Here is an 18,897-nt window from a genome sequence, read left to right as displayed (position 1 = left end):
ATCTTCGATCGCCCGAGCATTTATTTAATCCCATCATGCAATACAGATATGCCTCATACTTTCATATGATAATCAATGTATTAATTCAATAGATTTTTCATTTGATTCCTTTAAATAAGCTGCAACAAATTTAACTGATGCTTCAGAATCTAAGTTATCAAAATGCAATACTCTACAATTCTTAGGTTCATAAAATACATCGCCTTCTTTTAAAACCCTAGCTTCTTCTCCATCAATCTGAAATAGAATTTTTCCTGAAACAACAATTCCGATTACCGGACAAGGGTGATAATGTACAGGGGCCTTTTGACTGGCATCCAAAATAATTTCCTGCATTTCCACTTTATGCAGATATTGATCAATAATGACACTTTGCAGATCTCTTCTTTTTATTTTATTTTCCTGTGCATTACAATCTGAAAAAGAGGTGATCACAAATAAAAAAATGATGGTCAGAATTATTCTATTTTTCATTATTATTGAGTAGTAAGTGTTACAAAATATCGATCTTCTGCACTATGGCTTTTGGGAGCTAAAGCTAAAATTTGAAGGACTTCCGTTCCTGTATTTGTAATCTGATGTACTGTATAGGGGTTTATAGAAAAAACATCTCTCTCGCCTACGTTTTGAGTGCAAAGGTTCATCACTTTTCCATTTTTGAATTTTCCAGTGATCACCGTCCCTACGCCTTTCAGAATATAATATATCTCTATTTTTTCTTTATGATAATGTGCCGGCAGTGTTCTATTTGGATGGAGTTCTATCATAAAAAAAACATTATCATCATCCCCTGTAAGGAAAACAACTTTTTGATTCATCGCCTGGTCTTCAGTACTGTTTTTCAACAGTTGTTCTGCATTGACAATCTCTATCATTTTATATGTGATTAAAATTTTGGAGTTCACCATTACCGAATGACCAGTTCTCTTTAGAATTTTCTAATAAAGTAATGATGATGTTTTGTGGATTTATGTTCGTAGAGCCCGAAATTCCTAAAACGATATTTTTATAAAGTTTTTGTTTTTGTTCCCTGGTTCTACCCATAGCAGCAATGATTTGAATAAATAAAATTCCCTGGTCATGCTTCATTCCCAAATATTGGTCCGGAAAAAAGAGTTGAGACGGGTTTACCTGCTCAATGATATGAAAATAATCATCTGCTGGAATAGTAAAATCTTCAATTAACGCAGCATGAATCGCCTGAGAAATCTTGTGGCATTCTTCTGCTGAATAGTTTTCTGATAAAGTAATTCTGATTAAAGGCATTGTTATTCTGTTGTTTTTGTTACAATGCAAAAATCAGCAAGAAAAACTATTTATTATCTTGATGTAGGTCAAGACTTTTAATTCTTGATAAAGTTTCGGGGCGAATTTTAAGATATGATGCTATAAGATGCTGAGGAAAGTCCTGTTCTATACAAGACCTATTCTGTATGAATGTCAAATAACGTTCTTTTGCTTTTAATTTAATCAATGACGTTTCTTTAAAGCATTTATTAATAAACAATTCATCTGCAATTTCTTTAAAGATCAAAGTCCATTCCTGATATTGTATCAATTCCTTATAAGTTTTTTTTTCGATTGCATAAATCTCAGCATCCGAATAGGCTTTTATATAAGCAGGTGATGGAATTTCATTTAAAAAACTTCTATATGACGTTATGATAGACTGTTTATTGTACAATTCATTGACGATCATATTAGCATCCGAATCTTCAAAATAAGAATACAGGGTACCACTTTTCACGATGCCTATATAATTACAAATATCATTTTCTTTTACAAAATAATTATTCCTTTGTACAGTAATGATCTGACTGATACCGATTATTTTTTCTAAAGATTCAGATGAAAGCATAGTTTATAAATCTAGGGTACAATTTATCTAAAAAATTAAATGTATCATAGAATTAAATATTATTATTTTCTTCTCTTTATTTCTTTTTGGTAGTAATGACTACAACCCCATTTTTCGCATTTTTACCATAGCGTTTTACTGCTTCTGCAGGTAAAAAACTGTTGACACTCTCAATCCTATCAGGTTTTAAAGATCCTAACTCATCTATAGAAATTTCTTTATTATTAAGCAAGATCAATGGCTTTTCTGTCGGTATGGATGCAGGTGCTCCAATTCTGAAAGATCTACTTTTTACAGTATCATTAATCCTGGGGTTAGTCATATTAAGTCCCCGTACCGGTTCTGAAATTTTTAGTTCATCTGATTTTATTTCCTGAGCATTTAGCTGGGTCAGCATTCCACCTACAGTCAATAATCCCAATGCTAGCTTACTTATTATTGAGAGATACAAATTCCTATCCAGCTGATCTTCTCTGAATCTACCACATATATTTTCATTTGAATCAAAACTATCAGATAGCTCTTCATTTGAAAAACCGGTAAAATCGTGAACAGTTTTAGAACAAACAGAACAAAATTTTCCTTTTTCATCAGAAGTCATGTTATCCCAGTTTTCATGACAGGGTTTTGGGATGGTAATTTTCATAGTATTCTTTTACTTATAAAGATGCTATTGGAATGGGAAAGGTTGGAAAACGCTAAGGCGCAATTGATATTAAAATCATAATGCTTTAAGGCGCAATGATTTTATCTGCGATAAAATTGAAATTACACCCTATTTTATTTCCACAAATTCTCTGCAAAGGGGAACTAACATTTCATTATGGTAAACCGCAATTATTCATGGTAATAGTTTTTTACATTTGAAATATTATAATTGACTTAAACCATGCAGAGAACAGCATTATTAATAATTTTAGTCTCTTTTTCATTAACAAATTGCAGAAAATCCAATGTAGATGTCAATGAAAATTTAGATTCCTTAAATCAATACCTAAATAATGATGATGAAATAGACTCATTAAAAATGCATGGGCTTGATGGCTCTGATTTAGAAACCAAAACTTATGATGTAAAAGGAAAAAATATTTTTCTTAGAGATGGGCCTGGAAATAATTATAAAAAGCTGGTGAACCAAAAAGCAACTGATGCTATTGGAGAGACTCAATATATGCAGGTTGATTATACCTGTACTATTTCTATTGAAGAAGAAAAAAACAATTGGGCTAAAGTAAGAGTCGTTGAACCCTCTTATTTATCAACAACACATTATGGATGGATTCCATTAAAAAATATTATAAAAGATAATATACAAACCTCTAATATAAATTTGTCCTCCATGAAATATGAAATCATTTCCACAACTGAAAATAATGTAAGTAAAAATTACAATATCTACCTTAACATAGATAATTTATCAAAAGACGAAATCTCAAACTTTATTAAACATTTTAGACAAGAAAACTGTTCAGATTGTACAGTGAGTATTTTTGACTCAAAATCAATCAAAGATCTAATAGATATATACCCTCTAAGTAAGACTGAATATCTAAAATTTGCAGATCATCTTGTTGCCACGTCTACATTTGATGCTCCAAAATCAATCAACTTTTACCCTCTTCAAGACATACAGTATAAAGAATATGGCGGAAAAAACTTTAAAGAACAAAAGATGAAATAAAAACCTATCATAAATTCCACCAAACTAATGCTCCAAAAATAAATTACCATACCAATACTCTATATGTATTTTGGAATCTTATTATTATCCTATTTTTCAGATAAAATTTTAATTTTGCAGTATTAAGAAAATAAATGGGATTTGAGTACAAACTAAAAATAAAGCTCACAGACCAACAAATCACTGAAATACAGAATTTGTTGGAAAGCTCTGCTCTTTTTGAGAAAAAATATGAATATGCCCATCAGCTGTTCTGGGATTTCAGGTATATGGAAAACACCGGGAAAATCCCTAATATCAGTATTATTTTTGAGGAAGATGGTATCTATATTTGCCAGTATGGCTCTTCTTATGTGTGGAAAGATCTTGATGAACTTAAAAACTATATAGAGAAAGAACAGATTAAATATCAAATCATTGACTATCAAGATTGAAAACATAGTTACATAAATAAAAAAACCTGCCTCACAGCAGGTTTCTATTTTTTAAACTTCATTATTAAGAGCCCTTCGTAAGATGAAAATATCGAGGATCAGGATATTGAAATTCATAATCCAGCTCTGAAATTAATTTTGAAGGTGATATTGTTCTGCCTTGAGTGGTACGTTCACCTGAATACGGCAGATCTTTCTGGGCGTTGATAATCTCTTCTTTATTAGGATGCACAGGTGCCACCACATTATAAACTTTGGACCTGGCCTGATTCTTCAACATTTTCTCAACGACTGAACAAATATCAGCATAATGAATATGGTTAACCAGCAGATCCAGATTGGATATATTATAATTCTTTAGCAGTCTCTGATCCCCCATTAATCCTGCCAATCTCAAAACATTGACTTCAGGAAATCTGTTTTTTATAATACTCTCGCTTGGGACATCATCTGCAAGACGCTCATCTTCTGTAAACTCTTTTTCAGTATCAGGATATACTCCCGTAGAGCTCATCAGATAAAGCTGACCTTTATAATCTCCAAGAAATGCGAGTAAATTCTCAGCTCTCTCATGCAAAGGAATTTCAGCTCCTCTCACTCCCGAAAACGGAACCGTAATAATCACAGCATCCAACTGTGGGGCTATTTCCCATTCCTGCATTGTTTCAGATATATCGTCATCCTGAAAGCTAACCTGAGTGATCTGGTATCCTTTAGCGGATAAATCTTTTATTTTAGATTCTGAAGTGGTGGTTGCAAAAATCTCATATTGATCTGATAACTTCTCTGCTATATGAGTGCCCAACCAGCCACAACCTATAATTCCAATTTTTTTCATTTTTTAATTTATGAATCTATTTGTTAAAAAACAAATCTTTGTCTACGAATCCATCAACACTTCTCCATCTTTCAGAATAAGATAGCTCTGTCCTATTTCTTTAGAAGTTTTTTGCAAATCTTCCTGATCAAATAATTGAGGAATATAAAATTTCTCATGGGTAAATAATCCATAATGTATAGGAACCAGCTTTTTAGCATGTAAAAGATGGGCCGCAGCAAAAGCCTCTTTCAAATTAAGAGAAGCCGGAACCGGACTGTATTCCAATCCTATCATTTCAAAATTCACAACAACACCATTGGATGGCAAAAACGCATAGTCTATATTTTCATTCTCCCTTCCCAACTTCCAGAACTGATTATGCCAGATAGTATCGCCACCATGAAAAATCTTCGAGTGCAGATCTTCCACAATCCATGAAGTCTGGATTTCTCCTACTCCATCCATTGCAAATACAGGTTTAAAGATAATATTGTTTTCGGTAAAAACTTCATTAAGATTAAGTACAACCATTTCAACATCACCCATAATCTTTCTGACAACTGATTCTAGCCCTGAATACACAATCAATTTCCCTTCTTTTTTTAAGCATTTTTTAATAACACTTTTATCAAAGTGATCCAGATGCATATGAGTAAATAAGATATAATCTGCTTCTGTCTCATCTGTAAAGCTGATCATTTCATTTACAGCCTCCCCTAACACAGGTTTGTAATAAGAAAAATCTTCTGCTGCATCTATTAAGATGGTTTTACCATTTGAAATAAGCTTTATTCCCGCCCAGTTTAATTTTTGTATTTCCATATTCTTTTTTCAACAAAGGAAAAGACTTATAGAAGGTCAAACAATAAACAAAAGTTAATTAATTGAAGCTGGGAGATGGAAGAATGGAGGATGGAAGTTAATTATCGTCCTGTAATTTCTGATAGTTTTTTGAATCAAGGAACAGCGTATATCTTTGTTTTTATTCATTAAAAGACAAAATCAAAGGAAGTAAAGATGCCAGCCAAGCCAGTACTGAAATTAATGGTTGAGGCATACTTTATCAAATCAATTAAAAATCGATGAGTTCTTTGCTCACTTAAAATAATGTATATTTAAAATTGAAACTTTGCGTTTATAAAAAATAGGATAATAGCTCTTATGAAAAGTATGGGATCATTTATTATTACCTTGATCACTTCCACCTCCCATCTTCAAGCTTCCAGTCTTTAACTAATCCTCTTTCTGATCCGGCTCAGAGAAATTGGAGTAATCCCAATATAGGAAGCCAGGTATTTCAAAGGAATATTCTGAATATAATGAGGTTTATTTTCCAGCAGGTATTCGTAAAGATCCTGTGGTGTATTTTTTAGTAACAGCATCTCGCGCTTCATGGCAGCGTTCAGTTTTCTGCTCAAGTAGTAATTCTGCACAAAGCGGCACTCAGGATTCACAGCGAACATTTCCTTTACCTCCTCTAATGTAATCTCCCAGACAAGGCCACTGCTGATGGATTCATAAATACCTTCAGAACCTTTATTCCCAACCGTAAAAATATCGCCAGGAAAATAGAACTCTGCACAGACTTCAGTATCTATATCTGATGTACTGTTGATATAGTATTTACGGACAAGCCCATCTTCAACAAGATAGGCTTTATTGTCCGAGAATATATTTTTCTTTGAAAACTCAACCTCAGCAAACTTTTCCCAAACAGGATCATCATCCTCTATATTGAGGTGTGAAAACAGTTTTTTATTGATCGTTGCCAACGCTTAGCAGTTTATAAAATTTTTGTTTTTACCTGAAATGAAGTTTCAAAATTATCCATTTAATACATCTCTCAGATAAAAATTTAAAAAACTTAAAATAATCAAATCGTGATTGAAATCCTCATCAATCTCCAGTACATACTTCAATTTAAGAAGGGTTTGCTTATAACTTAAAGCTAAGACTAATTTATCTTGGCTGTCATACAACAATAACTCTTTGTGAAGCCAACTTTTAAATTGGTAGGTATAAATTTCTGTACTATTCCCATAATAAAAGAGTCGGTTTTTGGAAGAGTCGATTATTAAAACCACCTTTCCGGATTCATCCAAAACCCTAATATCCTTCCATAAAAATCCTGTACCTTCAATTTTGTAGATTTCGCTCCCTATTTTTATTCGCTCATTGAGGCCATTAATGACTCCAAATAAAAGTTCACCGACATGCTCTTCTCTCTCATTGAGTACTTGAATTGAAAAATTCCCTTCTTTTGTTGTAAAGAGTTTCATGCCTGTAAACTAAGAATTACAGTAAATTTTCGTCTACAAGATTCGGAAGGGTTACCTTTAAATTAGGTTCAGCTTCCATCGCTCTTTTAATAGCAAAAATAGCCCCCTCATTTCTTGCCCAGCTTCTTCTTGAGATCCCATTGTTTACGTCCCAGAAAAGCATAGACTTTAATCTTCTGTCAGCATCATCACTCCCATCCAGCAGCATTCCGAAACCTCCGTTGATTACTTCTCCCCAGCCTACTCCGCCACCATTGTGAATAGAAACCCAGGTTGCCCCACGGAAACTGTCACCAATCACATTGTGAATCGCCATATCTGCAGTAAATCTTGATCCGTCATAAATATTGGAAGTCTCTCTGTAAGGAGAATCTGTTCCTGAAACATCATGATGGTCTCTACCCAATACTACAGGTCCGATCTCACCGTTTTTAATAGCTTTGTTAAAGGCTTCAGCAATCTTCATCCTTCCTTCTGCATCTGCGTACAGGATTCTCGCCTGTGAGCCTACCACCAGTTTATTTTCCTGAGCTCCTTTAATCCACTGGATATTATCCTTCATCTGCTGTTGGATTTCTTCAGGAGAATTCTTAATCATTTCTTCCAATACAGCACATGCAATTTCATCGGTTTTCTGTAAATCTTCCGGTTTTCCACTTGCACATACCCAACGGAATGGCCCAAAACCGTAGTCGAAGCACATAGGTCCCATAATATCCTGAACATAACTTGGATATTTGAATTCTCTTCCTAATGTAGGATTGTCTGCCATTACATCAGCTCCAGCTCTCGAAGCTTCCAGTAAGAAAGCATTTCCGTAATCGAAGAAATAAGTTCCTTTTTCTGTATGTTTATTGATTGCTGCCGCGTGTCTTCTTAATGTTTCCTGAACTTTTTCTTTGAATAATTCAGGATCTTCAGCCATCATGGCATTAGATTCTTCAAAGCTTTGTCCTACCGGATAATATCCACCTGCCCAAGGGTTATGAAGTGAAGTCTGATCTGAACCAATATCAATTCTTAAATCTGCCTTGTCAAATTTTTCCCAAACATCTACAATATTTCCAAGATAAGCTAAAGAAACAGTTTCTTTATTTTGTTGTGCCTCTCTTACTCTTTCCACCAATCCATCCAGGTCTTCATAAATTTCATTCACCCACTTCTGATCATGACGGATTTTGGTAATCTTTGGATTTACTTCTGCACATACGGTAACACAACCCGCAATATTTCCTGCTTTTGGCTGAGCTCCACTCATTCCTCCCAATCCTGAAGTAACAAACAGCCCCCCTTTTGGATCTTTATTGATCTTTCTGAAAGCATTTAAAGCAGTAATAGTTGTTCCATGAACGATTCCCTGGGGACCAATATACATATAACTTCCCGCTGTCATTTGCCCATACTGCGTAACTCCAAGAGCATTAAATTTCTCCCAATCATCCGGTTTGGAATAATTTGGAATCATCATCCCGTTCGTTACCACTACTCTTGGTGCATCTTTGTGAGATGGGAACAGTCCCATCGGATGTCCTGAATACATTACCAAAGTCTGCTCATTGGTCATTTCAGACAGATATTTCATGGTCAGCAGATACTGTGCCCAGTTGGAGAAAACAGCTCCGTTTCCACCATAAGTAATCAGTTCATGAGGATGCTGAGCAACGGCATAATCCAAATTGTTCCGGATCATCAGCATAATGGCTTTTGCCTGCTCAGATTTTCCCGGATAATCTTCAATAGATCTGGCTTTCATCTCATAATCCGGACGGAAACGGTACATATAAATTCTTCCATAGTCCTCCAGTTCCTGCTTAAATTCAGGAATTAATTCTGCATGAAACTTAGGATCGAAATAACGTAAAGCATTCTTTAATGCCAGTTTTTTCTCTTCTTCTCCTAAAATTTCTTTACGCTTGGGAGCATGGTTGATATTCGTTTCGTATGGTTTTGGTTGTGGCAGCTGATTCGGAATCCCCTGCTGTATCTGTTCTTGAAATGTCATATTGCTATTTAAAGTTCTATGTTTAAACAATGTTTTAAGTTTTAAAGATATTCAAATTATGAAATATAGGCAACAAAAGACAGGAAAAGGAAAGCCTAAAACAATGATTAGGCAAAAAAGCTGATTATCAATCCTATGAAAATATATTCAACACTATATTTGAAATACTATATTTGAAAAAGACGCACTCACATTCCCCTCCTCCGGAGGGGTGGCTTTCAAAATTCTCTAAATTTTGAAAGCCGGGGTGGTTAAAAAACACACCAATGAAAGAAATATTAACCTCTATTAATGGTATTCCCATTTGTAAGAACTTTGTAGTAAATCTACCCTACAATTCCAGATTAAAACCACTACTGAAAGAAAAACGTAAAGCCGGAATACTGGGTGAGCTCATTTTCTGGAAAAAAGTTCGGGCAAAAAACTTTTATGAAATTGATTTCGACAGACAAAGGATTATCGGGAACTATATTGTTGATTTCTATGTAAGATCCTTAGGATTAATTATTGAGATTGATGGTTCAAGTCACGATGAAAAACAAGTCTATGATGGTATTAGACAGGAATATCTGGAATCTTTAGGGCTGTTATTTTTTAGAGTTAGTGATTTTGATGTGAGAAATAATCTTGGGTGGGTAATGAAAGAATTGGAGGATTTTATTGTTGCTCATTATGGAACCACCCCGTCTTCAAAAATTTAATAATTTTTGAATCCACCCCTCCGGAGGAGGGGAATTTCTTCTTACAGAGAAAAGTTATCATCTGGAAAACAAAAAACCTCACTGAAAATCAGCAAGGTAATTATTTCATATGGTAGAGTCTAAGTTAAAACTTCATCATTTTCCTCTTCATGATCATCATCATTATCACTGAGGCTCCAATAGTTATTTTCTTCATCTTCCTCTCCTATTTCTTCCATTTTATCATCGTCTTCGGCACCTGGAATATCAAGGCCTTTATCTATCTTGTCTTCATCTATATCTTCATCAAATATAGGATTTCCGTCTCCATCCAGCGAAACATGTTTTTCTCTTTTGAATATATCTTCGTTGGGATCATAATCCATACGTTCCAACCTTTTGTTCTGTTCATTAATATTGTTTTCCGGTGCCATAATATTTAGATTTTTAAGGTTTATATATTCAGAACAAAAATAATTCCAAGTTATGATAAATGATGGGAATATACTTCAGGATTGGCACAATTCGGCATCTTCTCACCTTTTGAAAAGGCAATGAGATTTCCGGCAGCCAGTCGGGCCATTCCGTTTCTTGCTTCAATGGTTGCTGAGCCGATATGAGGTAACACACAAACATTGGACAATTCTAAGATAAGATTGTCTGCAGACATAGGTTCCGGGTTGGTTACATCAAGACCGGCTCCCCAGATTTTCCCTTCAGTTAATGCTTTATATAAATCCTGTTCCTGATGAAACCCACCTCTCGCTGTATTGATAAAAATAGCGTTGGATTTCATTTTTCCAAATACCACATTATTGAAAAGTTCTTTATGTTCAGCAGTAAAATTAGCATGAATACTTAATACATCAGAATCTGTAACCAGTTCATCAAATGAGACATACTTCGCATCCAACTCTTTTTCAGCTTCTTCATTATGACGACGATTGTGATAAATGATCTTCATATCAAAAGCTTTTTTGCATTTTTCAGCCATTTGAAAACCGATTCTTCCCAATCCGAAAACTCCTAATGTTTTGCCATAAAGTTCCTGTCCCAAAGCATGCAAAGGATCAAAAGCTCCCCAATTTCCTTCTTTCACTTTTTGAAAATTATAGCTCGCCCGTCTGGCTATCGACTGCATCAGTAAAAAAGCTACGTCAGAAGTTGCTCTGCTTAATACATCCGGAGTATTCCCAATCGGAATATTCCTGAGACTGGCTTCCTTTATATCAACATGATCAAACCCTACGGAATATAAAGCAATGGCTTTGATATCAGGACAGGCATCAAAAAAGACTTTATCATATTTAAAATCACCACCAATATTAAGAATTGCATCCGTATTCCGGCAATACTGTATCCATTCGTCATAAGTAAGATTTTCATTTTCAGGAAATATGATCTCCAGTCCTGCTTCCTGCAACATATTGATTCCAATTTCAGGAATTCTTTTATTGATAAAAACTTTCATTATTATTTTATTGGATTTAAATAAAAAACCTCACTCGCAAAAAGTAAGGTTATTGAACTTTAATATTAAAAATTATTTCTTTTCATCAGAATGGTTCTTTTCCCAAGCCTCAGAAGCTATTTCCTGAATTTCTTCCCAAACTTCTTTAGCCGATTTCTGTGCTTGTGTCATAAATCCTTGTTTTGTGGCCTCCTGATTCTTGCTTTTCATATCGTGAATGTAATCTTTCGCCTGCTGGAAATAGCTTTCTACACTATATCCGGGATTGTTGTGCAGGTTCTTTTGAAGATTGCTAAAATCATGTGACGCCTTGAATCTGTTTGTATCCATAATCATAAGATTTTAAGTGGTTGAGTTTTTAAAGAAGTCCAATTTCCATTCCGAACTGAATCAAAATTTTATAAAAAAAACACAAAAAACTTTAAATTATGCCAACGATAAAGCTTCAAAATGGTACTACATGTAAGTTCATATAAGAATTTAATTTATAGCCATGAATGCACGAATTTTTTAGGAATGCATTTGGATTAAACATTTTTTTTTGTATTCGTGGCAAAATCAAAGAACTGGTGTTTGAGACCAGCACGCCTACCAGTTCCTTTGTTCAGCGATTATTTAAATTTAGAACTTAATCTTAATTTTATTGATTCGTGTTGCCCAGCATCGGAACAAATTTATAAGCTCCAAACTCTTCTTTTTCAAATTCCGTAGGGCCTACTTTGGTGAATCTGTATAAAACCTGTTCATCCGTTGGACCTAATGGAATGACCATTTTGCCACCTACCTTTAATTGTTTTAACAATTCTGTAGGTAAAGTTCCGGCTCCACAGGTAACAATAATTTTATCAAAAGGAGCAAAAGTTGGCAGCCCGGCAAAACCATCTCCAAAACTTTGAAACTTTGGATAAAGGTGAAGCTCTCTCAATTTATTTTTAGAAAAATCAAATAGATCTTTTTGTCTTTCTACAGTGTATACATGAGCTTTCATTGCCAGTAAAACAGCTGTCTGATATCCACATCCTGTCCCGATTTCCAATACTTTCTCTCCTGCTCTCACCTGTAGCAGTTCAGACTGCTCTGCAACCGTTGAAGGATGCGAAATGGTTTGATGGGCCAGAATAGGGAAAGCCCTGTCTTCATAAGCAAAGTCTTCAAAAATACTTTCAATGAAAAGATGTCTCGGAACGTCATTCATTGCTGAAAGTACATTCTCATCCGAAATCCCGATTCTGTATCTGAGATATTCTACTAAATTCTTTCTTTTTCCTTTATGTACAAACGAATCCTGCATCTGACAAAAGTAAGAAATTAGATTTTAGATTTCAGGAGTCTGCAAAAAAGTTTTATCCACAAAAAAACAATTTCTGCCTTCCTGAATATAACTTCTTTCTTATCTTTACAAAAATTTAATAGAGCTATGTTAAAAGCAGGTTTGGTAGGTGCCGGACATCTGGGAAAGATCCATTTAAAACTTCTTAATCAGTCAGACAGATACGAATTCGTTGGTTTCCACGATAAAGATGTTGAAAACGGAAAAAAATTAGAAGCCGAATTAGGATATAAATATTTTGAAAACTTTGATGAATTGCTTGAGCAGATTGATATGCTGGATATTGTTACTCCAACAGTCTATCATTATGATTACGCTTTAAAAGCTATAGAAAAAGGGCTTCATTTCTTTATTGAAAAACCGGTTACCCAAACGCTGGAGCAGGCAGAAGAAATTCTTCGTTTATGCCAGGAAAATGGCATTAAAGCACAGGTAGGGCATGTTGAAAGATACAACCCAGCGTTCATTGCCACCAAAGAATACATCAACAACCCGATGTTCATTGAGATTCACCGATTAGCTGAATTCAATCCTCGTGGTACGGATGTTTCTGTAGTACTGGATCTTATGATTCATGATCTGGATATTCTGTTAAGCATGGCTAAGTCTAAAGTAAAAAACATCCACGCAAGTGGTGTCTGTGTAGTGAGTAAAACTCCGGATATTGCCAATGCAAGAATAGAATTTGAAAATGGATGTGTTGCCAACCTTACGACTTCGAGAATTTCTATGAAAGCCATGAGGAAAAGCAGATTCTTCCAGAAAGACGCATATATTTCTGTAGATTTTCTTGAGAAAAAAGCAGAAGTGATCAGAATGAAAGATGCTCCTGAACAGCCTACCCCATTTGATATGATCATTGAAAATGCAGAAGGAGAAAAAAATCAGATCCTGTTTGAATACCCTAACATTCAGCCTAACAATGCAATTCTTGATGAATTAAACTCTTTTGCTGATGCCATTACCGGTGATAAAAATGTAGAGGTTTCTCTTGAAGATGGAACTGAGGCACTGAAGGTAGCTTTGGAAATCATGAGCCTAATCAGCCAAAAATAAAAATATGCTGTGTTATCAGCAACAATAGTGATCATGCTATCTTAATAATCCCTTACCCTGATTATTAAGGTAGCATTTTTAATATAGTACAGCTGTAATTCTTAAATAAAATTCTCATTAAAAATTACAGATTTACCAATAAAAAGACTCCTTCAAAGCAAAAAAACAATATATTTGAAAAACAATTCAATAAAGTATTGAAATATTTTGATTTATATATAAGGATCTATGGCAAAGCAAATGAAGTAAGTAACTGCTTATTTTATAATGCCATTCATGATTGCTTCTAATATTATTCCTCCATTATTTTAAAACCATCAAAACAACTATGAAAAGAGCCACTCTATTATCCGCTTTATTATTGTCTCAATTTGGGACATCTCAATTATTAAAGACTTCAGGACAAAAAATCATTAATGATAAAGGTGAAAATATCCAATTGAAAGGCCTCGGCTTAGGCGGATGGATGCTACAGGAAGGTTATATGCTGAAAACAGCTGATTTTGCTGGTCCTCAATATAAGATTAAGGAAAAAATAGCCGAATTGATTGGTGAGGATGGAATGCATGAATTTTATAAAGCTTATCTGAAGAATGGTATTACCAGACAGGACATTGATTTTTTAGCAAAAGCGGGCTTCAATTCTATTAGGCTTCCTATGCATTACAACCTGTATACTCTTCCTATAGAAAAGGAATCGGTAAAAGGCAAGGACACATGGCTGGAAGAAGGTTTTAAGATGACCGATGATTTGCTTAAATGGTGTAAAGACAACAAAATCTATCTGATCCTTGATCTTCATGCTGCTCCCGGCGGACAGGGAAATGATGCCAACATCTCAGATAATGATAAGACTAAGCCATCACTTTGGGAAAGTGAAGAAAATCAAAGAAAAACCATTGCTCTCTGGAAAAAACTGGCAGATCGCTATAAGAATGAACCCTGGATTGGTGGATATGATATTATCAATGAGCCTAATATCAATTTCACCGGAAAAAACCCCAATGGTATTGATGAAATGTCGAATGCCCCTCTTTGGAAATTACAAAAAGAGATCACCAGCGCCATCCGGGAAGTGGATCAGAAGCATATTATCTTTATTGAAGGAAATGGATGGGGTAATAATTACAATGGCTTACTGCCAATCTGGGATCAGAACATGGCTTTCAGTTTCCATAAATACTGGAATGATAACGATGATAAAACCATACAGTTTGCCTTGGATTTAAGGGAGAAACATAATATCCCGATCTGGCTTGGAGAAACCGGTGAAAATTCTAATGTATGGTTTACAGAACTGATTCAGTTATTGGATAAGCATAATATCGGATATGCTTTCTGGCCTATGAAAAAAATTGACAACATTGCCGGAATTACCAATGTAAAAACAACTCCTGAGTATGAAAAGCTTTTGAACTACTGGAAGAACGGCGGCGAAAAACCTTCCAAAGAATATGCAAAGAAAGCTTTGATGCATATTGCAGACAACTACAAATTCAGCAATACTGAAGTAAAAAATGATGTTATTGATGCCATGTTCAGACAGGTGACCGATGATTCTACAAAACCGTTTAAAAACCATCTAGTTCCTGGAAGAGTATTTGCTTCAGAGTATGATTTGGGGAGGTTGGGTTCTGCTTATCTGGATAAAGATTTTATTAACCTCTGGGTAAGCGATCCTGCTAAAAGATCCGAATGGAATTCCGGCCAGCAAATGAGAAATGATGGTGTAGACATCTACTCCTGCACTGATACAATCACCAATCAATATTATGTAGGAAAAACAGAAGCTGGAGAATGGCTGCAATATACTGTAAGCTCAAAAGCAGATAAAAACTATACGTTCGAGATCAGATATTCAAGTATAAATCCTTCAAAAATAAGATTTGAGAATAATTCAGGAAAATTATTATCCACCATCTCATTACCGGCTACGGGAAAAAATGAAGACTGGAATACTGTTTCTGCAAAAAATATCAAGCTTCAGAAAGGGGAAAACAAAATCAGGGTCATCTTTGAAAATGATGGTGTGAGCCTGAATTATTTTGAAATAAAGTAAAATGAAGGTTGGGAAGCAGGAAGATGGAAGCTTGGAGTTAATTATCTCACTAATACCTTTCAACGGCCCGTTTAAAAATCTTTTTTTCTTCTGAGTCTATCGATAATTATCTTAAATTGCATATCCCTTTTAGCCTTTAAAAGGGATTTCTTTTTATCCTTAATCCCTATGAAAAAAATAACATTCTTTCTCCTTTTAACTTCCGCATTTGTTTCTGCACAAAAATCTACATTAGAACAAAAAATAAACTCAATTACAAAGGGCAAGCAAGCTACAGTAGGAGTTTCAGTTTTAGGATTTGAAAATAATTTTAAATACAGCCAAAACGGAGACAAAAGACTTGCTATGATGAGTGTTTTCAAGTTCCATATTGCCTGTGCAGCGTTAGATCTCGTGGACCAGGGGAAACTTTCATTGGATCAAAAGATTTTCATTAAAAAATCTGACCTCTATGAAAATACATGGTCTCCCTATCGTGTAAAGCATCCTGAAGGAAATAGGGAAGCTACTTTAAACGAAATCATTGACTATACAGTGGCTTTGAGTGATAATAATCTCTGTGATCTGTTGATTGGCCTTACAGGTGGTACACAAGCTATTCAGAAATTCATGAATTCTAAGGGTATCAAAGATTTTCAGATTAAATACAGTGAACATGGTATGGCTCTTAACGGCTGGGATTCTCTCTATGAAAATTACACTACCACTAGTTCTACTGTAAATCTTTTGAAAAAATTCTATGATGGAAAACTGCTTTCCAAAAAATCTACGGATTATCTGATGCAGATTATGCTGGGAACCAAAACCGGAGCCAATAAAATTGTTGAACAGCTGCCAAAAGGAACACCAGCAGCTCATAAAACAGGATCTTCCGGCAGAAAGGATGATACACTTACTATTGCAGAAAACGATATGGGAATCATCACTCTTCCTAGCGGTAAACACTATGCAATTGCCATCTATGTAAGCAATTCCAAAGAATCTGAAACCGAAAACTGCAAAATAATCTCAGACATTTCAAAAGTGGTCTGGGATAATTTTAATAAATAAAATATTAAGCTTAATTTTAGGGCAGAGAATCACATCGATTCCTGAATTCATTACTATGAAAAAAATACTATTAGCAGCGTCTTTATTTTGCTTCACTTTCTTCTTGTCACAGAAGAATCAAAACTATTTAAAGATCCGCTATGGAAGTGTATGCTGTGGTCCGGCTTCAGAGAAACCTGTCATCAGCTACCTTAAAGAGTTTAAAAGAAAAAACCAGATAAGAAGCCTGGAAATCTTTATAGAAAAGGGCGTAGGCAGAGAAGGTGAATATCAGTTATATGTAGGAACCGATTTTCTTACCGTTAATCAGAGAAAACGCCTTGTACGGGGGCTTACTGCTGCTGTTTCTAATCAAAACAACAATAAAAAACAGGCAAACACCGGAAATGTTGGTTTTGATTCCACTGATATCGCTCATCAGGAGGATCTTATGAATGCAAGAAATTTAACTATCTATAAAAAATAAAGGAAAAATGATCAAAAACATTGTAGTTATCGGAGCAGGAACCATGGGAAATGGTATTGCACACACTTTCGCACAAAGTGGATTTAAAGTAAATCTTGTGGATGTATCCCAGGATGCTTTAGACAGAGGATTGAAAACCATTACTACGAACCTTGACAGAATCATTGCAAAGGGGAACCTTACGGAAGAGCAAAAAGCTGAAACTTTAGGTAATATTACGACTTTCACAGCACTTAATGATGCTGTAGGAGCGGCTGATCTTATCGTAGAAGCGGCTACTGAAAATCTTGATCTTAAATTAAAGATCTTCGGCCAGATGGATGAATTGGCACCTACAGACTGTATCCTTGCAACCAATACGTCTTCTATTTCTATTACAAAAATTGCTGCGGCTACAAAAAGAGCAGATAAAGTGATCGGAATGCACTTCATGAATCCGGTACCAATTATGAAGCTGGTAGAAATCATCAAAGGATATTCTACATCTAAAGAAACGTTCTCTGCTATTTACGAAATGAGTAAAACACTAGGAAAGGTTCCTGTAGAAGTGAACGACTATCCTGGTTTTGTGGCTAACAGAATCTTAATGCCAATGATCAACGAATCTATCGAAACTCTTTACAATGGTGTTGCCGGTGTAGAGGAAATAGACACAGTAATGAAGCTGGGTATGGCTCACCCGATGGGACCGCTTCAACTGGCAGACTTTATTGGTCTTGATGTATGTCTTGCTATCCTGAATGTAATGTATGATGGATTCAAGAATCCAAAATATGCTCCGAATCCATTGCTTGTAAACATGGTCACAGCTGGAAAACTGGGTGTAAAATCAGGAGAAGGCTTCTATGATTATTCTGAAAGTAAAAAAGCTGAAAAAGTTTCAAAAATGTTTTTGAACTCATTTTAAGTCAATAATTTTATTTATCTTTGAGAAAGTTAAAACATTAAAAAAATGAAATTACCAAAGTTTTTATTAGCAGATAATTCGGAATTTCCAGAAGATCTATTCGTAGTCCACACAGAATATCCAAGATTTATCCTAAACGTTGAGGAAGAGGAAGTTGAGTGGTTAGACGATCTTGAAGGAGACGACGAAGAGACTATGGCAGACGAAGCTACGAAAGTGGTAGAAGCAGCATTCAAATGGTGCGATGAAGAGTTGGCTAAGTACGACGAAGAAGAGGAAGATTAATTACATCTAAATCATAAAAAAGGAACTCAAATTGAGTTCCTTTTTCTTTTTATTCTGATTTATTGAATTTCAATAATAAAAGATTGTCTTTATAAAGCTCCAGAGTGGTTCCGGAAATTACATATTTGTTAGCTTTCCCCATCATATCCATGAAGTTCTGCTCTACTCCAATATTGTTACACATCATTTTTGTAGATCCCATTTGCCCTGCTGAGAAACCTCCTGTAGAAGGATCTATGGTAGCGGTTCCGAAATAGTTGTTACAACCTGCATTTCCATTAATTTTTTCACCTTCAATGTTCAATGTCGGGACTTTGCCTTTTACATTATCTGCCAACGTCCATTTTGTACTGGCAAGAGCTGGTTGGGCTTTTCCTACTTTAGAAGCAGATGGACTTGTCATGGATCCACACGAAGCCAATACTGCTACTGTACATATACTTAAAAAAAGATTTTTCATTTTTTACTTTTTGAATTAACCCAAATTTACGGATTTTATATTATTTAAACGGGCTGCGA

General features: G+C 35.0%; 24 protein-coding genes. 9 read left to right on the top strand and 15 right to left on the bottom strand.

The window, feature by feature from the left end; genetic code table 11:
• Positions 1-72: 72 nt before the first annotated feature.
• From WH267_RS03960 to WH267_RS03940, 5 genes are all read right to left on the bottom strand, one after another.
• Positions 73-474 (bottom strand): cupin domain-containing protein, encoded by a 402-nt coding sequence (locus WH267_RS03960; protein ID WP_340005907.1) that lies wholly within the window; start codon positions 472-474, stop codon positions 73-75.
• Between the two features lie 2 nt (positions 475-476).
• Positions 477-875, bottom strand: coding sequence for a cupin domain-containing protein (locus WH267_RS03955; RefSeq protein ID WP_340005904.1), 399 nt, complete (start codon positions 873-875; stop codon positions 477-479).
• 1 nt (position 876) lies between these two features.
• Positions 877-1,266, bottom strand: a complete 390-nt coding sequence (locus tag WH267_RS03950) for a tautomerase family protein (RefSeq protein ID WP_340005902.1) — start codon at positions 1,264-1,266, stop codon at positions 877-879.
• Between the two features lie 46 nt (positions 1,267-1,312).
• Positions 1,313-1,858 (bottom strand): Crp/Fnr family transcriptional regulator, encoded by a 546-nt coding sequence (locus WH267_RS03945; protein ID WP_340005900.1) that lies wholly within the window; start codon positions 1,856-1,858, stop codon positions 1,313-1,315.
• Positions 1,859-1,934: 76 nt separating this feature from the next.
• On the bottom strand, positions 1,935-2,504 hold the full coding sequence (locus WH267_RS03940; protein ID WP_340005899.1) for a hypothetical protein: 570 nt from the start codon (positions 2,502-2,504) through the stop codon (positions 1,935-1,937).
• 243 nt (positions 2,505-2,747) lie between these two features.
• On the opposite strand from WH267_RS03940, the gene WH267_RS03935 reads away from it, so the two are divergent.
• Positions 2,748-3,539 carry a hypothetical protein gene (locus WH267_RS03935; protein WP_340005897.1) on the top strand — a complete coding sequence of 264 codons (792 nt, stop codon included), beginning with the start codon at positions 2,748-2,750 and terminating at the stop codon, positions 3,537-3,539.
• Positions 3,540-3,673: 134 nt separating this feature from the next.
• Positions 3,674-3,973: a hypothetical protein gene (locus tag WH267_RS03930; RefSeq protein WP_340005895.1), complete on the top strand. Its 300-nt coding sequence runs from the start codon at positions 3,674-3,676 to the stop codon at positions 3,971-3,973.
• Positions 3,974-4,037: 64 nt separating this feature from the next.
• On the opposite strand, the gene WH267_RS03925 is transcribed toward WH267_RS03930, so the two are convergent.
• The 5 genes from WH267_RS03925 to WH267_RS03905 form a co-directional block, all read right to left on the bottom strand.
• A complete protein-coding gene (locus WH267_RS03925) occupies positions 4,038-4,811 on the bottom strand; it encodes a hypothetical protein (RefSeq protein WP_340005893.1) in 774 nt (257 codons plus the stop codon).
• A gap of 42 nt (positions 4,812-4,853) precedes the next feature.
• Positions 4,854-5,615 carry an MBL fold metallo-hydrolase gene (locus tag WH267_RS03920; RefSeq protein WP_340005891.1) on the bottom strand — a complete coding sequence of 254 codons (762 nt, stop codon included), beginning with the start codon at positions 5,613-5,615 and terminating at the stop codon, positions 4,854-4,856.
• A gap of 407 nt (positions 5,616-6,022) precedes the next feature.
• Positions 6,023-6,565 (bottom strand): Crp/Fnr family transcriptional regulator, encoded by a 543-nt coding sequence (locus tag WH267_RS03915; RefSeq protein ID WP_340005889.1) that lies wholly within the window; start codon positions 6,563-6,565, stop codon positions 6,023-6,025.
• Positions 6,566-6,616: 51 nt separating this feature from the next.
• On the bottom strand, positions 6,617-7,072 hold the full coding sequence (locus WH267_RS03910; protein ID WP_115972141.1) for a hypothetical protein: 456 nt from the start codon (positions 7,070-7,072) through the stop codon (positions 6,617-6,619).
• A gap of 16 nt (positions 7,073-7,088) precedes the next feature.
• Positions 7,089-9,074: a urocanate hydratase gene (locus tag WH267_RS03905; protein ID WP_340005887.1), complete on the bottom strand. Its 1,986-nt coding sequence runs from the start codon at positions 9,072-9,074 to the stop codon at positions 7,089-7,091.
• A 266-nt stretch (positions 9,075-9,340) separates the two neighbouring features.
• On the opposite strand from WH267_RS03905, the gene WH267_RS03900 reads away from it, so the two are divergent.
• Positions 9,341-9,775, top strand: coding sequence for an endonuclease domain-containing protein (locus WH267_RS03900; protein WP_340005885.1), 435 nt, complete (start codon positions 9,341-9,343; stop codon positions 9,773-9,775).
• 119 nt (positions 9,776-9,894) lie between these two features.
• On the opposite strand, the gene WH267_RS03895 is transcribed toward WH267_RS03900, so the two are convergent.
• The 4 genes from WH267_RS03895 to WH267_RS03880 all read right to left on the bottom strand — a co-directional run bounded on the left by WH267_RS03895 (position 9,895) and on the right by WH267_RS03880 (position 12,516).
• Positions 9,895-10,188 carry a hypothetical protein gene (locus WH267_RS03895; protein WP_340005883.1) on the bottom strand — a complete coding sequence of 98 codons (294 nt, stop codon included), beginning with the start codon at positions 10,186-10,188 and terminating at the stop codon, positions 9,895-9,897.
• A 50-nt stretch (positions 10,189-10,238) separates the two neighbouring features.
• The gene (locus tag WH267_RS03890) at positions 10,239-11,225 is read right to left on the bottom strand and encodes a 2-hydroxyacid dehydrogenase (protein ID WP_340005881.1); all 987 of its coding nucleotides are present in this window, start codon (positions 11,223-11,225) and stop codon (positions 10,239-10,241) included.
• Between the two features lie 72 nt (positions 11,226-11,297).
• A complete protein-coding gene (locus WH267_RS03885) occupies positions 11,298-11,555 on the bottom strand; it encodes a prevent-host-death protein (protein ID WP_340005880.1) in 258 nt (85 codons plus the stop codon).
• 310 nt (positions 11,556-11,865) lie between these two features.
• On the bottom strand, positions 11,866-12,516 hold the full coding sequence (locus tag WH267_RS03880) for a protein-L-isoaspartate(D-aspartate) O-methyltransferase (RefSeq protein WP_123318732.1): 651 nt from the start codon (positions 12,514-12,516) through the stop codon (positions 11,866-11,868).
• 126 nt (positions 12,517-12,642) lie between these two features.
• On the opposite strand from WH267_RS03880, the gene WH267_RS03875 reads away from it, so the two are divergent.
• The 6 genes from WH267_RS03875 to WH267_RS03850 all read left to right on the top strand — a co-directional run bounded on the left by WH267_RS03875 (position 12,643) and on the right by WH267_RS03850 (position 18,378).
• Positions 12,643-13,611 (top strand): Gfo/Idh/MocA family protein, encoded by a 969-nt coding sequence (locus tag WH267_RS03875; protein WP_115972135.1) that lies wholly within the window; start codon positions 12,643-12,645, stop codon positions 13,609-13,611.
• Between the two features lie 328 nt (positions 13,612-13,939).
• Positions 13,940-15,670 carry a cellulase family glycosylhydrolase gene (locus tag WH267_RS03870; RefSeq protein WP_340005875.1) on the top strand — a complete coding sequence of 577 codons (1,731 nt, stop codon included), beginning with the start codon at positions 13,940-13,942 and terminating at the stop codon, positions 15,668-15,670.
• A gap of 168 nt (positions 15,671-15,838) precedes the next feature.
• The gene (gene bla-A / locus WH267_RS03865) at positions 15,839-16,720 is read left to right on the top strand and encodes a CGA/CIA family class A beta-lactamase (protein ID WP_115972133.1); all 882 of its coding nucleotides are present in this window, start codon (positions 15,839-15,841) and stop codon (positions 16,718-16,720) included.
• A 55-nt stretch (positions 16,721-16,775) separates the two neighbouring features.
• Positions 16,776-17,186: a hypothetical protein gene (locus WH267_RS03860; protein ID WP_340005872.1), complete on the top strand. Its 411-nt coding sequence runs from the start codon at positions 16,776-16,778 to the stop codon at positions 17,184-17,186.
• A gap of 10 nt (positions 17,187-17,196) precedes the next feature.
• Complete coding sequence (locus tag WH267_RS03855) at positions 17,197-18,093, top strand: 3-hydroxybutyryl-CoA dehydrogenase (RefSeq protein WP_185018765.1); 897 nt, start codon at positions 17,197-17,199, stop codon at positions 18,091-18,093.
• A gap of 45 nt (positions 18,094-18,138) precedes the next feature.
• Positions 18,139-18,378 carry a hypothetical protein gene (locus WH267_RS03850; RefSeq protein WP_002977986.1) on the top strand — a complete coding sequence of 80 codons (240 nt, stop codon included), beginning with the start codon at positions 18,139-18,141 and terminating at the stop codon, positions 18,376-18,378.
• A gap of 49 nt (positions 18,379-18,427) precedes the next feature.
• Here WH267_RS03850 and WH267_RS03845 read toward each other — a convergent pair whose 3' ends face one another.
• The gene (locus tag WH267_RS03845; protein WP_115972130.1) at positions 18,428-18,838 is read right to left on the bottom strand and encodes an META domain-containing protein; all 411 of its coding nucleotides are present in this window, start codon (positions 18,836-18,838) and stop codon (positions 18,428-18,430) included.
• Positions 18,839-18,897: the final 59 nt, after the last annotated feature.

The sequence above is a fragment of the Chryseobacterium sp. MYb328 genome, from assembly GCF_037572595.1.
Lineage (GTDB): Bacteria > Bacteroidota > Bacteroidia > Flavobacteriales > Weeksellaceae > Chryseobacterium > Chryseobacterium pennae.
The sequence above is the reverse complement of the archived record's forward strand: the minus strand, read 5'-3'. Positions and strand labels throughout refer to the sequence as shown.

Excerpts from the sequence above, each read along its gene's own strand:
- WH267_RS03960 (WP_340005907.1), bottom strand. The coding sequence starts at position 474 with ATGAAAAATAGAATAATTCTGACCATCATTTTTTTATTTGTGATCACC.
- WH267_RS03955 (WP_340005904.1), bottom strand. The coding sequence starts at position 875 with ATGATAGAGATTGTCAATGCAGAACAACTGTTGAAAAACAGTACTGAA.
- WH267_RS03950 (WP_340005902.1), bottom strand. The coding sequence starts at position 1,266 with ATGCCTTTAATCAGAATTACTTTATCAGAAAACTATTCAGCAGAAGAA.
- WH267_RS03945 (WP_340005900.1), bottom strand. The coding sequence starts at position 1,858 with ATGCTTTCATCTGAATCTTTAGAAAAAATAATCGGTATCAGTCAGATC.
- WH267_RS03940 (WP_340005899.1), bottom strand. The coding sequence starts at position 2,504 with ATGAAAATTACCATCCCAAAACCCTGTCATGAAAACTGGGATAACATG.
- WH267_RS03935 (WP_340005897.1), top strand. The coding sequence starts at position 2,748 with ATGCAGAGAACAGCATTATTAATAATTTTAGTCTCTTTTTCATTAACA.
- WH267_RS03930 (WP_340005895.1), top strand. The coding sequence starts at position 3,674 with ATGGGATTTGAGTACAAACTAAAAATAAAGCTCACAGACCAACAAATC.
- WH267_RS03925 (WP_340005893.1), bottom strand. The coding sequence starts at position 4,811 with ATGAAAAAAATTGGAATTATAGGTTGTGGCTGGTTGGGCACTCATATA.
- WH267_RS03920 (WP_340005891.1), bottom strand. The coding sequence starts at position 5,615 with ATGGAAATACAAAAATTAAACTGGGCGGGAATAAAGCTTATTTCAAAT.
- WH267_RS03910 (WP_115972141.1), bottom strand. The coding sequence starts at position 7,072 with ATGAAACTCTTTACAACAAAAGAAGGGAATTTTTCAATTCAAGTACTC.
- WH267_RS03905 (WP_340005887.1), bottom strand. The coding sequence starts at position 9,074 with ATGACATTTCAAGAACAGATACAGCAGGGGATTCCGAATCAGCTGCCA.
- WH267_RS03900 (WP_340005885.1), top strand. The coding sequence starts at position 9,341 with ATGAAAGAAATATTAACCTCTATTAATGGTATTCCCATTTGTAAGAAC.
- WH267_RS03895 (WP_340005883.1), bottom strand. The coding sequence starts at position 10,188 with ATGGCACCGGAAAACAATATTAATGAACAGAACAAAAGGTTGGAACGT.
- WH267_RS03890 (WP_340005881.1), bottom strand. The coding sequence starts at position 11,225 with ATGAAAGTTTTTATCAATAAAAGAATTCCTGAAATTGGAATCAATATG.
- WH267_RS03885 (WP_340005880.1), bottom strand. The coding sequence starts at position 11,555 with ATGGATACAAACAGATTCAAGGCGTCACATGATTTTAGCAATCTTCAA.
- WH267_RS03880 (WP_123318732.1), bottom strand. The coding sequence starts at position 12,516 with ATGCAGGATTCGTTTGTACATAAAGGAAAAAGAAAGAATTTAGTAGAA.
- WH267_RS03875 (WP_115972135.1), top strand. The coding sequence starts at position 12,643 with ATGTTAAAAGCAGGTTTGGTAGGTGCCGGACATCTGGGAAAGATCCAT.
- WH267_RS03870 (WP_340005875.1), top strand. The coding sequence starts at position 13,940 with ATGAAAAGAGCCACTCTATTATCCGCTTTATTATTGTCTCAATTTGGG.
- bla-A (WP_115972133.1), top strand. The coding sequence starts at position 15,839 with ATGAAAAAAATAACATTCTTTCTCCTTTTAACTTCCGCATTTGTTTCT.
- WH267_RS03860 (WP_340005872.1), top strand. The coding sequence starts at position 16,776 with ATGAAAAAAATACTATTAGCAGCGTCTTTATTTTGCTTCACTTTCTTC.
- WH267_RS03850 (WP_002977986.1), top strand. The coding sequence starts at position 18,139 with ATGAAATTACCAAAGTTTTTATTAGCAGATAATTCGGAATTTCCAGAA.
- WH267_RS03845 (WP_115972130.1), bottom strand. The coding sequence starts at position 18,838 with ATGAAAAATCTTTTTTTAAGTATATGTACAGTAGCAGTATTGGCTTCG.